Origin of the sequence: Aquabacterium sp., from assembly GCF_014378415.1 — a bacterium.
In the GTDB taxonomy this organism is placed as follows: Bacteria; Pseudomonadota; Gammaproteobacteria; order Burkholderiales; family Burkholderiaceae_C; genus Aquabacterium.
The window spans coordinates 21194-35499 of the sequence record NZ_JACMNS010000011.1; the positions used below are offsets into that span (position 1 = coordinate 21194).

The following is a 14306-nucleotide window of genomic DNA, read 5'->3' on the forward strand; positions in this document are numbered from 1 at the left end:
TCGATCCTGAATGATACGCCGCAAGGCCTTCATTCCCTGCTTTTCCTCCCTGAGCAGGTGCCTTACCGTGATGACAGCGTTAAGGCTTCCATAGCCCCGGCCATGCCGGGGCTCTTTTTTTTGTGTCGGCCATGTTGCGCCGCGCAATCAGTCTTCAAATCGATCCCCGCGTTGGCCATAATCGGCCATGCTCTGGATCAAAGCCTTTCACATCGTCTTCGTCGCCAGCTGGTTTGCCGGCCTGTTCTACCTGCCGCGGTTGTTCGTCAACCTGGCCATGGTGCCGGGCGACAGCCACGCCGAGCGCGAGCGCCTGTTGCTCATGGCGCGCAAGCTGTACCGCTTCACGTCCCTCTTGATGATCCCGGGCGTGGCGCTGGGCCTGTTCCTGTGGCTGTACTACGGCATCGGCAAGGGGCCAGGCAACGGCTGGATGCACGCCAAGCTGCTGCTGGTGGTCGGCGCCATTGGCTACCACCACGTCTGCCGCAAGATCCTGCGTGAGTTCGAGCAGCTCAGCAAGCGCCGCACGCACCAATGGCTGCGGGTGTTCAACGAGGGGGCGGTTGTCATTTTCACGCTCATCGTCATCCTCGTGGTGGTCAAGCCTTTCTGATCCGCCCTCGCTTGAAGGCCTGCTGATGTCTTTGCACCGCAGCACCGCCTGGCCGCTTACCTGGGTGGCGGTGGCCCTGATCGTCTACGCCACCTTGTTCCCCTTGGCCGGCTGGCATTGGCCGGATCGCCACGTGTTCACCTGGGAGCTGCCCAAGCTGCCCCACGAGGTGCCGTCTGATTTGGTGGCCAACCTGTTGGGCTACTTGCCTCTGGGCCTGATCCTGACGGTGGCCCACCTGCGCAGCGGGCGGGGTGCTTTCGTGGCGGCGGTGCTGGCCTTGCTGTCGGGCTCGGCCTTGTCCTACCTGCTGGAGCTGGCCCAGTTCACGGTGCCCAACCGCGTGCCCTCGATTTCCGACTGGGCGCTCAACACCCTGGGCATGGCCTGGGGCGCCCTGGCCGCCGTCACCCTGAGCGCCCTGGGCCTGGTGGACGTGTGGCACCGGCTGCGCGAGCGCTGGTTCATCCCCCAGGCGGGTTTTGGCCTGGCCTTGATCTGGATGTGGCCGCTGGGCCTGCTGTTCCCGCCGCCGCTGCCCCTGGGCGAAGGGCAGTTCCTGCCGCACCTGCTCATCGGCCTGATGGAGTTGACCCGCGACACGCCGTGGCAGGCGTGGGTGCTGCCCGCCGACCCCTTGAGCCTGTGGACCGACAACATCTCCGCTGACCCCGGGTCGCTGTGGCTGCCCGCGCGCGAGGCCTCCACCGTGGCACTGGGCCTGCTGGCCCCCATGTGCGTGGCCTGCGCCCTGGCCCGCCCGCGCAACACCCGCGTTTTTCTGTTGGTGGGGGCCGTGGTGATGGGCGTGGGCACCACGGCGCTGTCCACCGCCATGAACTTCGGCCCCGAGCACGCCCTGACCTGGATGAGCGTGCCCACCATCACCGGCTTGCTGGTCGGTGCGCTGGCGGGCACCTTGTTGCTGGAGCGCAGCCGCACCACCTGCGCCAGCCTGGGCGTGGTGACGCTGGCCGGGCTCATCGCCCTGGTGCACCAGGTGCCGCCCGACCCCTATTACGCCCTGGCGCTGGAATCGTGGGAGCATGGGCGCTTCATCCGCTTCCACGGCTTGTCGCGCTGGTTCGGCATCTTGTGGCCCTACGTGGCCATGGCCTGGCTGATCACCCGCATCTTCGGGCGCGAAAGCCGGCAGGCCGATGCGCCCACCTAAAATCCACCCACCCACCTTCGGAGCAATGCATGGCCCAGGTCCTCAAGATTTTCGGACAGCAGCTTGAGCGGATCACGTTGAAAGTGTTCAATCCCGAAAGCTGTCTGGCCGACCACGCGAAGACCGGCGAGGTCATGCAGGTGTCACGCATGGCGGACCTGGCCATCGTGCTGATCGCCTATGCCGACGACACCACCGCCACGACCTACGTCGGCAAGTTCTCGGATTGGACCGGCCCGAAGCTGGACGAAGGCATGAGCCAGATGTCCTCGCCGTGGGATGAGCCCAGCGAGGAGCCTCTGGATTGACCACTGAATCGAACGCCATGTACTACGAACGCCACATCTTTTTCTGCCTCAACCAGCGCATCAGCGGTGAAAGCTCCTGCGGCGACCACGGGGCCCAGGATGGTTTCGACCACTGCAAGAAGCTGGTGAAAAGCGCCGGCTTGAGCGGCCCGGGCCAGGTGCGCGTCAACAAGGCCGGTTGCCTGGACCGCTGCGCTGGCGGCCCGGTGGCCGTGGTCTACCCCGAAGGCACCTGGTACACCTTCGTCGACCAATCCGACATCGAAGAGATCGTCGAATCACACCTGGTCAAAGGCCAGGTCGTTGAGCGCCTGGTGCTGCCGCCGGACGTGGGCCGTTGAACCCGCGCGCCAAAGCAAAACCATGATCGGACGCCCTGACTCCACCACCATTGACGGCCCGGCCGGCTTGCTCGAGGTCGTGCTTGAAGACCCCGCCACCGCGCCCATCGGCCTGGTGGTGATCGCCCACCCGCATCCGCAGATGGGTGGCACCATGGACAACAAGGTGGTGCACACCTTGTCGAAAGCCTTTGTGCTGGCGGGCTGGCGGGCTGTGCGCTTCAACTTCCGGGGCATCGGCCAGTCCGAAGGCGCCTGGAACGAAGGCGTGGGCGAGGTCGATGACCTGCTGGCCGTGCTGGCCCACCACCGCACCGACCCGGCCGTGCAAAGCTTGCCCCTGGCGCTGGCCGGGTTCTCCTTTGGTGGGTTCATTGCGGCCAGTGCCAGCGCGCGGCTGACCGAGCCGCCCAGTGAGCTGGTGCTGGTCAGCCCGGCCACCCGCTACGCCTTGCCGCATGTGCCGGCCCACACCCTGGTGGTGCAGGGCGAGCAGGATGATGTGGTGTCGATGGCAAGCGTGCTTGATTGGGCGCGGCCCCAGGCCTTGCCGGTCACGGTGGTGCCGGGCGTGGGCCATTTTTTCCATGGCCAGCTCGGCGTCCTGCGCGACCGCGTGCTGCGCCACCTGCGCGGCACTTCGGGCACTTCGGCCTGATTGACCTCACCTGATTGCCTGATCCCATGCTGTTTTCCCTGTCCCGACGCGGCCTGCTGGTCGCGCTGACCGGCGCATTGTGCTGGCCCCTGGCCTGGTCCCAAGCGGCGCCCGTGGCCCCGCCCGTGTTTCCCTTCGCCGCGCCCAGCGCCACCATGCCGCTGCCGCCCGAGCTGGCCGCGCGCGCCTTTGTCCTGCAAGACCTGAGCAGCCAGCAAACCCTGGCCGCGCGCAACGCCGACCAGCCGGTCGAGCCCGCCTCGCTGACCAAGCTGATGACCGCCTACCTGGCGTTCCAGGCCGTGCAGTCGGGCAAGCTGACTCTGGTGCAAGAAGTGCCCGTGTCCGAGCGTGCCTGGCGAGTCGGCATCACGGGCACGTCGCGCAGCTTTCTCGCCGCCAATAGCCGCGTCAAGGTCGACGACCTGCTCAAGGGCATGATCGTGCAGAGCGGCAACGACGCCAGCGTGGCCTTGGCAGAAGCGGTGGGCGGCACGGTCGAGAATTTCGTGTCCATGATGAACCGGCAAGCCCAGGCCTTTGGCCTGAAGGCCACCACGTTCAAGAACCCGGAAGGCCAGACCGCGCCCGGGCACCGCAGCACGGCGCGCGAGTTGTCCGTCATCGCCCTGCGATTGGTCACCGATTTCCCGCAGGCCCTGCCTTACTACGCCAGCAGGGAATTCACCTTCGGCGGCATCCGCCAGCCCAACCGCAATCTGCTGCTGTGGCGCGACCCCACGGTCGATGGCTTGAAGACCAGCTACACCGACGCCTCCGGCTATTGCCTGATCGCCACAGCCTTGCGCGCCACGCCCGCCGGTCCGCGCCGCCTCTTGAGCGTGGTGATCGGCGCGACCTCGCCCGAGACCCGCGCCAACGAAAGCCAGAAGCTGTTGAACTGGGGCTACGGCGCGTTTGACATGGTCAAGCTGTTCGATGCGAACAAGGCCGTGGCCAATGCGCCGGTGTGGAAAGGCCAGTCGTCCACCGTGCGCCTGGGGCGCGTCCAACCCGTCGTGGTGGTGGTGCCGCGTGGCCAGGCCGGCGGCCTGAAAGCCACCGTGGCCCGCAACGATCCCCTGGTGGCCCCCTTGGCGCAGGGCCAGACCGTTGGCTCGCTCAAAATCACCCTGGCCAGCCATCCCTGGCAGGATGTGCCCCTGCAAACCCTGGACGCCGTGCCCAGCGCCGGCTGGTTCGGTCGCCTGTGGGACGCCATCCGCCTGGGCGTCAAGTGAAGCAAGAAGCCGTGAGCAAGGAGTAGCCGCATGAATGAACCCGTTGTTCCCCCCGAGATCCCGCCCGAAGAGTCGCTGATCAAATACCCCTGCGCCTTCCCGATCAAGGTGATGGGCCTGCACGAGCCGCCTTTCCTGGAAACCATGGTCGCGTTGGCCATTCAGCACGATCCCGAATTCGACGCCAAGACGCTGGAACTGCGCCCCAGCAGCGGCGGCAAGTACATGGGTTTGACCATCACGGTCAACGCCACCAGCCGCGCACACCTGGACGGCATTTACCGCGCTTTCACCGGGCATCCCCTGGTCAAGTACGTGCTCTGAAAGGGACTCACCCCCACGGCATACAATCGAATGGATTTGGCCCGCCTTGGTGGCCGTCCGTTTGAAGGATTTTTACCGTGTTCATTTCCGACGCTTTCGCCCAAGCCGCTGCCCCTGCCGCCAGCGGCCCCGCAGGTCTGCTCAACAGCATGTTGCTGCCGATCGTGATGATCGTGGTCCTGTACTTCGTCATGATCCGCCCGCAGATGAAGCGCCAAAAAGAGACCAAGGCCATGATGGACAGCCTGGCCAAGGGCGACGAAGTGGTCACCCAAGGTGGCGTGATCGGCAAGATCAGCAAGCTGGGCGAAACCTTCGCCACCGTTGAGGTGGCCAATGGCGTCGAGCTCCAAGTGCAGCGTTCGGCCATCGTCCAGGTCTTGCCCAAGGGCAGCTACAAGTAATCAATAAATCGCAGGATTACAACCATGAACCGCTACCCCTGGTGGAAGCACCTGATCATCGCCGTCGCCTTGTTGGTGGGCCTGATCTACACCTTGCCCAACTTCTTTGGCGAGGCGCCGGCTGTGCAACTGTCCAGCGGCAAGTCCACGGTCAAACTTGACGACAGCTCGCTGGCCAAGGTCAACGCCGCTTTGGCCGAGGCCAAGATCACGCCTGATTTCGTCGAGTTCGACGGTGCGTCCATCAAGGCGCGGTTCGCCGACACCGACACACAGCTGAAGGCCCGCGACGTTCTCGGCCGCAGCTTCAATCCTGATCCGCAAAACGAGCGCTACATCGTGGCGCTGAACCTGGTGTCGCGCTCGCCGCATTGGTTGCGCACCCTGCACGCCAACCCCATGTTCCTGGGCCTGGACTTGCGCGGTGGCGTGCACTTCCTGATGCAGGTCGACATGAAGGGCGCGCTCACGCAGAAGATCGAAAGCCTGACCGGCGACATCCGCAGCTTGCTGCGCGACAAGGACATCCGGCACAGTGGTATCCGCCGTGATGGCCAAGCCATCACCGTGCGCTTTCAAGACGAAGCCGGGCGCAAGGCCGCGCGCAACCTGCTGACCGACGGCCTGGTCGACCTGCAATGGGCTGACGGCACCGACAGCGATGGCAGTGGCGCCCTGACCCTGGTCGGCAAGCTCAAGCCCCAATCCGAGCGCACCATCCAGGAAAACGCGCTCAAGCAGAACATCACCACGCTGCACAACCGGATCAATGAGCTGGGCGTGTCTGAGCCCATCATCCAGCAGCAAGGCCTGGACCGCGTGGTGGTGCAGTTGCCCGGCGTGCAAGACACCGCCAAGGCCAAGGACATCATCGGCCGCACTGCCACGCTTGAAGTGCGCATGGTCGATGACAGCACCGAGGCCCACGCGGCCCTGGCTGGTGGCACGGTGCCCTTTGGCACCGAGAAATTCGCCGACCGCCAAGGCGTGCCCGTCATCGTCAAGCGCCAGGTGGTGCTGACCGGCGACAACCTGACCGACGCGCAACCCGGCTTCGATGAGAACCACGAAGCCGCCGTGCACTTGACCCTGGACGCCCGTGGCGCCCGGATTTTCAAGGACGTGACCCGCGAGAGCATCGGCAAGCGCATGGCCATCATCCTGTTCGAAAAGGGCAAGGGCGAGGTGGTGACGGCCCCGGTCATCCGCTCTGAAATCTCGGGCGGACGCGTGCAGATCTCCGGCAGCATGCAAGGCGACGAAGCCGCCGATACCGCGCTGCTGCTGCGCGCCGGCAGTCTGGCCGCGCCCATGGACATCATTGAAGAGCGCACCGTCGGCCCCAGCTTGGGCGCCGCCAACATCGACCAGGGCTTCAAAAGTCTGCTGTACGGTTTTTGCGCCATCGCCGTTTTCATGATGGCGTACTACCTGCTGTTCGGCGTGTTCTCCACGCTGGCGCTGGGCGTTAACCTGCTGCTGCTGGTGGCGGTGCTGTCGATGCTGCAAGCCACGTTGACCTTGCCCGGCATCGCGGCCATCGCTTTGACGCTGGGCATGGCCATTGACGCCAACGTGCTGATCAACGAGCGCGTGCGCGAAGAACTGCGCAACGGCGCGGCGCCGCAGTCGGCCATCCAGGCCGGTTACGAGCACGCCTGGGCCACCATCCTTGACTCCAACGTCACCACCATGATCGTGGGCCTGGCCTTGCTGATGTTCGGCTCGGGCCCGGTCAAGGGCTTTGCCGTGGTGCATTGCCTGGGCATCCTGACCTCGATGTTCTCGGCGGTGTTTTTCTCGCGTGGGCTGGTCAACCTTTGGTATGGCCGTCAGAAAAAGCTCAAGAGCGTGTCCATCGGTCAGGTCTGGAAGGCCGCTGCCAAGCCCGGCAGCCTGTCGACCGACGTCGACCCCGTGGACCAATGACCCCCCGCACCCCCTGAAGGACACTCGCCATGGAATTTTTCCGCATCAAGCGCGACATCCCGTTCATGCGGCATGCGCTGATTTTCAACATTGTTTCGTTCCTGACTTTCGCCGCCGCCGTGTTCTTCCTGGTCACCCGGGGATTGCACCTGTCGATCGAGTTCACCGGCGGTTCGGTCATCGAGGTGCAGTACGCCCAAAGCGCCGACCTTGAGAAAGTGCGTCACGCCGTCGATTCGCTGGGCTATGGCGAAGTGCAGGTGCAGAACTTCGGCACCTCGCGCGATGTGCTGATCCGCCTGCCTTTGCGGGGCAGCCTCAAGCAGGCCGAGGTGGTGGACAAAGTGTTCGGCACCCTGTGCACCGCTGAAAAGGGCGTGGTCACGATGCTGGCGCCCACGCCCGGCCACCCCTCATCGACCAAGGCCTGCCAGGCCGCCGGCCAGACCAACCTGACCTTGCAGCGCAGTGAGTTCGTCGGCCCGCAAGTGGGCAGTGAGCTGGCCCGCGACGGCGCCTTGGCGCTGGGCGTGTCGGTGCTGGGCATCATGATCTACCTGGCCTTCCGCTTCGAGTGGAAGTTCTCGGTCGCGGCCATCATCGCCAACCTGCACGACGTCATCATCATCCTGGGCTTCTTCGCCTACTTCCAGTGGGAGTTCTCGCTGTCGGTGCTGGCAGCGGTGCTGGCTGTGTTGGGGTACTCGGTCAATGAGTCGGTGGTGATTTTTGACCGGATCCGCGAAACCTTCCGCCGTTACCGCAAGCTGAGCACGGCTCAGGTCATCGACCACGCCATCACCAGCACGACGAGCCGCACCATCATCACGCACGGCTCGACCCAGATGATGGTCCTGTCCATGCTGATCTTTGGTGGCCCGACTTTGCACTACTTTGCGGTGGCGTTGACCATCGGCATCCTGTTCGGCATTTATTCCTCTGTCTTCGTGGCGGCGGCGATTGCGATGTGGTTGGGCGTGACCCGTGAAGACCTCATGAAAAGCACTCAGAAAGAGGTCGATCCCAACGATCCGAACTCTGGGGCCGTGGTGTAGAGTTGATCAACCATGAAATGTTCGGCCAGGAAGGCCAGGCCGAACCCCGTTGATCAATTGACCACATGTCATCCATAGGCTCTTCGCGTGCATTGGCCATCACGGCCCGAAAAACCTATTTGGAAACCCTCTTGCGGGGCGCCTCCGGGTTGATCCACGCCTGTGCCAACGGTGGCAAGTTGCTGGCCTCGCAAACGGCGGAACCCGGGCTGTACATGCGCCGACGCGATCTGGTGCTGGACATGCCGCTGAGCCTGGATGCCTGGCAGCGTGGGTTTGAGCAGCGCATCCAGTCTGCCTTGACGGCAGTGCGTCTGGCCCGACCCTTGGACACCAAGCCCGTGGGGCAGTTGGTGTCCAACCTCACCCTGGTCGAAGACAGCGCGGTCGAACAAGACATGATGGCTTCCCGCCTGGGGCAGGCCATCGCCGACCGGGCTGGTTGGGAGTACACCGACCTGTGCTCGCGCCTGAATGCCCTGGAGGCCGGCAGCACCAACCACATTGACCCCGCAGGCGACGTGCTGCGCCCACAAGTGCTGGCGCGCTGGCTGATCGACAGCTGGACCGACGCTGGCCTGGGCGCCACGCACTGGATGACCTTGCAAACCGTGCTGCATGACGAGGCCACGCACCTGGCGCAAGAGGCCTATCACGACGCCAACCATGTGCTGTTGGACCACGGCGTCAAGCCTGAAATCGATTTGCGGCCCTTCATCCGGCGGACCAAGGACACGGGTGTGGGCCCGACCATTCATCGCTCCGCCTCGCCCTATGTGAGCGGCAGCGCCGCGCCGATGTTGAACTCCGGGCTGGGTGGCGCCTCGCAGATGGGCGGCAACAGCGGCTTGCAGCCCATGGGCGGCGCCCATGAAGAAACCCGATTGATGACGCAAACGCCCGCCTTGCGCCGCTCGGCGGTGCCGGCCCAAGCGGTGTTGGGCAAGCTCAACCAGTTCGTGTCCCACAAGGTGCCCGGCTTCGCGCTCACGCAGGTGCTGGGCAGCGCCAACGTCGTGGTGGGCGTGGTCGCGCCGGCGTTGGGCCAGGCCATCCAGGACGCCGGCCAGGCGGTGCGTCGCCACGCTGATGGCGAGTCGGGCGTGCCCACGGGCACCCCTGCGGCCTTGCTGCAAGATCTGCAGGACAGCAGGCGTGCCCTCAAGCAAGCGGCCAGCACGCCCAACGAGCGCGCCGTCATCGAGATCGTGGCGCTGCTGTTTCAAAGCATCCTGACCGAAGAGCGCTTGCCGGCCGCCATCCGCGTCTGGTTCGCCCGCCTGCAGATGCCGGTGCTGCGCGTGGCCGTCACCGAGCCCGATTTTTTCGCCACCATTGACCACCCGGCCCGTGCCCTGATCGACCGCATGGGCGCCTGCGTGATGGGGTTTGCCGCCAGCACCCGCGAGCAGGAAGACACCTTGCCCGGCGAGATCAAGCGCATCGTGCAGGTGGTCGAGGCTTACCCCGACACCGGTCGGCGCGTGTTCCAGACCGTGCTGCTCGAGTTCGAAAAATTCCTCGAGCGCTATTTCCGCGACGAGAACGAATCCAGTCGCAAGGGTGTGTCCCTGGCGCAGCAGGTTGAGCAGCGCGAAACTTGGGCGATCCAGTACACCATTGAGCTGCGCAAGATGCTGGCCGATGTGCCGGTGCACGAAGGCGTGCGCGAATTCCTGTTCCGCGTCTGGGCCGATGTGCTGGCCCACAGCGCGGTGCAGACCAGCCCGTCGAGTGAAGAAACCCGCGTGCTCAAGCGTGCTGCTGCCGACCTGATCTGGTCGGCCAGCGCCAAGCATTCGCGCGAAGACCGCGCCGACGTGCTGCGCCGCCTGCCGCCTTTGCTCAAGAAGGTGCGTGATGGCATGGGGCGCGCCGGCATGTCCGTCGAAAAGCAGGACGAGCACGTGCACGTGCTCAACGCTGCGCTGGCCGCGGCCTTCTCGGCCCGCTCGGCCACGATCTCGTCCGCCCATTTGAAGGAAGTGACCGAACGCCTGGAGGCGCTGGACGACATCCTGCCCAACCTGGCCGAGGTTGAACTCGACGCGCAAACTTTGCGCGACCTGTCGGGCCACGAAAGCGACGACCTCGAGGTGGTGGCCGAAGGCGGCACGATGCCCACGCCCGCCATGATGGCCTGGGCCCGCGAGTTGCAAATTGGCGCCTGGTTCCAGCTGGACTACCGGGGCAGCCAGGAGCCGGTGCAGTTCGCCTGGTCAGGCCTGCAAAAACAACTGGCTTTGTTCGTGACGCCGCAGGGGCGGGGCGTGCTGTTCCAGTTGCACCGCTTGGCAGCTTTTCTGCAAGCGGGGTTGCTGGTGCCGGTGGAGGATGAATCCCTCACTGTGCGTGCCACGCGTGAGGCCTTGGCCAAGTTGGATGCTGATCCGGCGCGGTTGCTGAATTAGTTTTTGCTTTGCTTAGCGCGCGAGGCTGGGCTGAGCCGGTGGCTGGCAGGGCGCCGATGGTGGCGGCGTCGTCGCCCTGCCACCCACCGGCTCATCCTTTGACGCCTCGCTGGTGGCGTGGCCCGAGGTGGCGTGCCACCAGCGGCAAGATTCTCGCCAAGGGGGCCGTGCCACACCACCAGCGGGGCGAAAAAGGGCTGGGGCGGTCTTCGGCGGGGCGCCTGGCTTGGTGCTGAGAAGCGCAGTGCCAAGGTGGGCGTGCGCAGCACGCATCAATAACTGACTGGCCGTGGTTGTTTGAACGAAGCGGATGCAATCCGCGCAGTGAGTTCCACGGCCCCACCTTGGCACGAGCATCGCAAGGCAGTCCCGCTAACAGCGGGACCACCAAGCTGAAGCCCTGCCGGAGACCGCCCCAGCCCGCGCCCCGCGCTGAATAACCAAGCGCCACAACGGTTGCCAAGCACCAGAACCCTACGAAGCCGGATTCTTCGCCGTGGCCGCGATGCGCGCCAGCGCATCCTTCGCCGCGCTGTCCCGGCTGTGCTCCATCAGCAAAGCCTCAAAAGCAGGCTCGGCCATCGGGCGGGCCAGGAAATAACCCTGGCACTCGTCGCACCCGTGCGCCTTCAAAAACGAGTACTGCGCGTCGTTCTCCACACCCTCGGCCACGATGCCCACTTCCAGCCGATGAGCCATCGCGATCAAGGCAGCGGCCAGGCGGCTGTCGCCGGGCGAGCTCGGTACATTGCTCAAGAATGAGCGGTCCATCTTGAGCCGGTCTACCGGCAACTCGCGCAAGTACGAGAAGCTGGAATAGCCCACGCCAAAGTCGTCAATGGCAATGCCCACACCCAAGGAGCGCAACTGCGTCAACACAGCGGCAGCGCGCAGCGATTCACGCACCACCACGCTTTCGGTGATCTCCAGCTCCAGCGCGGTCGGCGGCAATCCGGTTTCCTTCAACACGCGGTCCACCACATCGACGATGTCGGGCTGGTCCAGCTGGATGGCCGACAGGTTGACGGCGATGCGCATGGGCCAGCCGCTGCGCTCACGCCAGGCCTGGGCCTTCTGGCAGGCGCGGCGCAGCACCCATTCGCCCATGGGCACGATCAGCCCAGTCTCTTCGGCCAGGGGGATGAAATCGGCCGGGGGCACCAGCTTGCCGCCATGCTCCCATCGCACCAGCGCTTCGGCACCCGTGATGCGGCCGGTCATGCAGTCGAACTGGGGCTGGAAGTGCAGGCGCAACTCGTCGCGCTCCAACGCCTTGTACAGGTCGTTTTCCAGGCGCAGGGTGTCCAGCGTGGGCGACTCCATGTGCTCGGTGTACATCTGCACGCGGTTTCGGCCGTGGCTCTTGGCCTGGTACATGGCCAGGTCAGCGTGGCGCATCAGCGTGATCGCGTCGGTGCCGTGCGCAGGGTAAATCACCAGGCCGATGCTGGGCGTGACGCGCAACTCGTGCGGGCCCACACGCAGTGGTTCGGCAAAGATGTCCAGCAGCTTTTGCGCGACCACGGCGCCGTCTTCCGCCAAGGCGATGCGCGGCAGCATCACCACGAATTCGTCGCCGCCCAGGCGGGCCACGATGTCGGAGGTGCGCATCTCGGAGCGCAGGCGGCGCGCCACCTCGATCAGCACGCTGTCGCCGATGTGGTGGCCCAGCGTGTCGTTGATTTTCTTGAAGCGGTCCAGGTCCAGGAACATCAGCGCCAGGCTGTTGCCGTCGCGCTCGGCCAGGGTCACCGAGGCCTTGAGCTGCTCCTGCAGCATGTTGCGGTTGGGCAGGCCGGTCAGCGAGTCGTGCAGGGCCAGGTGCTGCAACTGGCTCTCGGCTTCGCGGCGCGAGGTCACGTCCGAGGCCATGGCCAGGTAGCCGGTCATCTCATCGATCTCGTTGCACAGGATGGTGACGGTGACCTCGGCGGTGAGGTGGCGGCCATCGCAGCGCACCAGGGTCCACTCGCTGGGCAGGCCGGGCGATTCGTGCGCCAGGTGGGACAGCACCTGCATGTGCTCGATCGGGCGGTTCAGGCGCAGGGCCAGCATGCGGGCGCGCTCGTTCACCTCGTCGGGCTCGAAGAAGCGCTCGGCGGTGCTCTTGCCGATCAACTCGTTGGATTTGTAGCCCAGCAAGGCCTCGCCCGCCGGGTTGACGGTCTGGATGATGCCGTGGCGGTTGAGCACGAAGATGGCGTACGGCGCGTTGTGCACGATGACGCGGCGCATCTCGTCCACCTCGTTGAGCTGGCGTTGCGCCTCTTGGACGGACTGCTCCGCCAAGTATTCGGAACTAAGGTCGCGCAGGATGCCGACGCATTGTTTTTCGCCATTGACGTCCATGTGGCTGACGGCCAAGTCCAGCGGCAAGGTACGGCCGTCCTGGTGCTTACCCTCCACGCGGTGCCCCACGCCGTCAAAGCTCATCTGCTGGGTCAGCAGGAAGTCTTCCATGGGTTGGTCCAGGCCGTGGCTGCGGATGCCGGGAATCAGGCGGCTCAAGGGCTGGCCCACCATCTCGTCTGCGTCATGCCCGAAGATGCGGCTGATGGCCGGATTGACCGTCAGCACGGTGCCGGCTTCGTTCACGGTGACGATGCCATCGACCGTGTTGTCGATCACCGAGCGCAGGTGTTTTTCGCTGGACAGGGCTTGGCTGCTCAAGCGGTGCGCCATGCGCGTGGCCCGGCCGTATTGCGTGGCAAAGCCGCGCAGTGCCAACCACAAACCGGCGGTGACCAGCAGGCCGCTGATCAGCAGTGTCATCGGGTAGCGCTGCCATGCCGCATTGACCGGCGGGCGCACCATGATCAACTCCCAGCGGCGGCCGGCCGCTTCCACGGTTTGCAAGCGGTGGTCCTCATCGGCCACAGGCCGTTGGGGCTTGAAGGCGGTGCTTGCCAGTTGCGCAGTGTCGAACAACTGCTGCGGCTGAGCCAACGCCACGGTGCGCTCGGCAGGACCGACATCGCGCACCACCCACCGGCGTGAAGCCCAGTCGTCGGGGTTGATGATGGTGCCCAGGATGGACTCGGCCTGGAAGGCCGCGCCAATCTGCCCGATGAAAGCCTGGCGGCGTTGCTCCACGGTGGCCAGCGGGCTGTGGGGCTGGTAGAGGGGCGCGCGGATCACGAAGCCCAGGGCCTGGCGGTCGCCGGACACCAGGGTCAAGGGCGCCGATGCTGTGGGTTTGCCGCTATCACGTGCCAGCTCGGTGGTTTCGCGCCGGCTGGTTTCATGGATCTGGTCATAGCCCAGGACTTTCTCATTGTTGACCGTGGGCTCCACATAGGTCACCGCCATGTACTCTGGGCGCTTGCCCGGGGGGTGAATGGCATAGCCAGGGTTGCCTTGCTCGCTCAAACTTTTGTCGGCGCGCACCGAGGCCTCAAACGCGGATTTTTTTTCTTGCGGCACCCGTTTGGAGAACTGCACGGCCACCAGGCCCGGGTAGCCGCTGTCCACGTTCAGGCCCAGAAAATGGCGGTGAAAGTCGCTGCGGGAGACCGCGTCCGTGGACGTGAACAGGGCCTGAAAACTGCCAATCAAGTTGACGTAATAAATCAGCGCCTCGTTGAGCCGGTAGGTGCTCTCCATGGCGTCGCGGTTAAACCGGTCGTCCGCGTCGCGTTGCACTTGCCTGGCCGCGTTCTGCCAGGCCAGCAGGCTCAAGCAGATGCCCACGATCAGGGTCACCCGGGACAGCAGTTTCCAACGGTCCGACCAGCGGGTGACTTGATCCAACGTTTGATCCATGCCTTGTCCTTGTGACGACGCAGCCTTCGGGAAGACGAAGGCTCGCTGTAAGGACTATCGGTAGGAATCAAGGGGCCTTGAAC

Annotated in this window: 12 protein-coding genes; 11 read left to right on the plus strand and 1 reads right to left on the minus strand. The window is 64.9% G+C overall.

All coding sequences use genetic code 11. The features are described from left to right. The first annotated feature begins 187 nt into the window (after nt 1–187). From H7225_RS01360 to H7225_RS01410, 11 genes are all read left to right on the plus strand, one after another. Complete coding sequence (locus H7225_RS01360) at nt 188–616, plus strand: CopD family protein (RefSeq protein ID WP_290658826.1); 429 nt, start codon at nt 188–190, stop codon at nt 614–616. Nucleotides 617–641: 25 nt separating this feature from the next. Continuing rightward, a complete protein-coding gene (locus H7225_RS01365) occupies nt 642–1790 on the plus strand; it encodes a VanZ family protein (protein ID WP_290658828.1) in 1149 nt (382 codons plus the stop codon). Between the two features lie 29 nt (nt 1791–1819). Next, nucleotides 1820–2098, plus strand: coding sequence for a hypothetical protein (locus H7225_RS01370; RefSeq protein ID WP_290658830.1), 279 nt, complete (start codon nt 1820–1822; stop codon nt 2096–2098). A gap of 17 nt (nt 2099–2115) precedes the next feature. Beyond that, nucleotides 2116–2439, plus strand: a complete 324-nt coding sequence (locus H7225_RS01375) for a (2Fe-2S) ferredoxin domain-containing protein (RefSeq protein WP_290658882.1) — start codon at nt 2116–2118, stop codon at nt 2437–2439. 22 nt (nt 2440–2461) lie between these two features. Next, nucleotides 2462–3097, plus strand: a complete 636-nt coding sequence (locus H7225_RS01380; RefSeq protein WP_290658831.1) for an alpha/beta fold hydrolase — start codon at nt 2462–2464, stop codon at nt 3095–3097. Between the two features lie 26 nt (nt 3098–3123). Continuing rightward, nucleotides 3124–4338, plus strand: a complete 1215-nt coding sequence (locus H7225_RS01385) for a D-alanyl-D-alanine carboxypeptidase family protein (RefSeq protein ID WP_290658833.1) — start codon at nt 3124–3126, stop codon at nt 4336–4338. A gap of 30 nt (nt 4339–4368) precedes the next feature. Continuing rightward, nucleotides 4369–4662 carry a DUF493 family protein gene (locus H7225_RS01390; RefSeq protein WP_290658835.1) on the plus strand — a complete coding sequence of 98 codons (294 nt, stop codon included), beginning with the start codon at nt 4369–4371 and terminating at the stop codon, nt 4660–4662. Nucleotides 4663–4739: 77 nt separating this feature from the next. After that, entirely contained in the window at nt 4740–5066 is a 327-nt protein-coding gene (gene yajC, locus H7225_RS01395; protein ID WP_290658837.1) for a preprotein translocase subunit YajC, read from the plus strand. 24 nt (nt 5067–5090) lie between these two features. Next, complete coding sequence (secD, locus tag H7225_RS01400) at nt 5091–6995, plus strand: protein translocase subunit SecD (protein WP_290658839.1); 1905 nt, start codon at nt 5091–5093, stop codon at nt 6993–6995. 29 nt (nt 6996–7024) lie between these two features. Continuing rightward, entirely contained in the window at nt 7025–8050 is a 1026-nt protein-coding gene (gene secF / locus H7225_RS01405) for a protein translocase subunit SecF (protein WP_290658841.1), read from the plus strand. Nucleotides 8051–8115: 65 nt separating this feature from the next. After that, nucleotides 8116–10461 (plus strand): DUF1631 family protein, encoded by a 2346-nt coding sequence (locus H7225_RS01410; protein WP_290658843.1) that lies wholly within the window; start codon nt 8116–8118, stop codon nt 10459–10461. Between the two features lie 474 nt (nt 10462–10935). On the opposite strand, the gene H7225_RS01415 is transcribed toward H7225_RS01410, so the two are convergent. Then, a complete protein-coding gene (locus H7225_RS01415) occupies nt 10936–14223 on the minus strand; it encodes an EAL domain-containing protein (RefSeq protein WP_290658845.1) in 3288 nt (1095 codons plus the stop codon). Nucleotides 14224–14306 lie beyond the last annotated feature (83 nt).

Bases quoted from the DNA above. Each gene is read 5' to 3' on its own strand.
- H7225_RS01360 (WP_290658826.1), top strand. From the start codon at position 188: ATGCTCTGGATCAAAGCCTTTCACATCGTCTTCGTCGCCAGCTGGTTT.
- H7225_RS01365 (WP_290658828.1), top strand. From the start codon at position 642: ATGTCTTTGCACCGCAGCACCGCCTGGCCGCTTACCTGGGTGGCGGTG.
- H7225_RS01370 (WP_290658830.1), top strand. From the start codon at position 1,820: ATGGCCCAGGTCCTCAAGATTTTCGGACAGCAGCTTGAGCGGATCACG.
- H7225_RS01375 (WP_290658882.1), top strand. From the start codon at position 2,116: ATGTACTACGAACGCCACATCTTTTTCTGCCTCAACCAGCGCATCAGC.
- H7225_RS01380 (WP_290658831.1), top strand. From the start codon at position 2,462: ATGATCGGACGCCCTGACTCCACCACCATTGACGGCCCGGCCGGCTTG.
- H7225_RS01385 (WP_290658833.1), top strand. From the start codon at position 3,124: ATGCTGTTTTCCCTGTCCCGACGCGGCCTGCTGGTCGCGCTGACCGGC.
- H7225_RS01390 (WP_290658835.1), top strand. From the start codon at position 4,369: ATGAATGAACCCGTTGTTCCCCCCGAGATCCCGCCCGAAGAGTCGCTG.
- secD (WP_290658839.1), top strand. From the start codon at position 5,091: ATGAACCGCTACCCCTGGTGGAAGCACCTGATCATCGCCGTCGCCTTG.
- secF (WP_290658841.1), top strand. From the start codon at position 7,025: ATGGAATTTTTCCGCATCAAGCGCGACATCCCGTTCATGCGGCATGCG.
- H7225_RS01410 (WP_290658843.1), top strand. From the start codon at position 8,116: ATGTCATCCATAGGCTCTTCGCGTGCATTGGCCATCACGGCCCGAAAA.
- H7225_RS01415 (WP_290658845.1), bottom strand. From the start codon at position 14,223: ATGGATCAAACGTTGGATCAAGTCACCCGCTGGTCGGACCGTTGGAAA.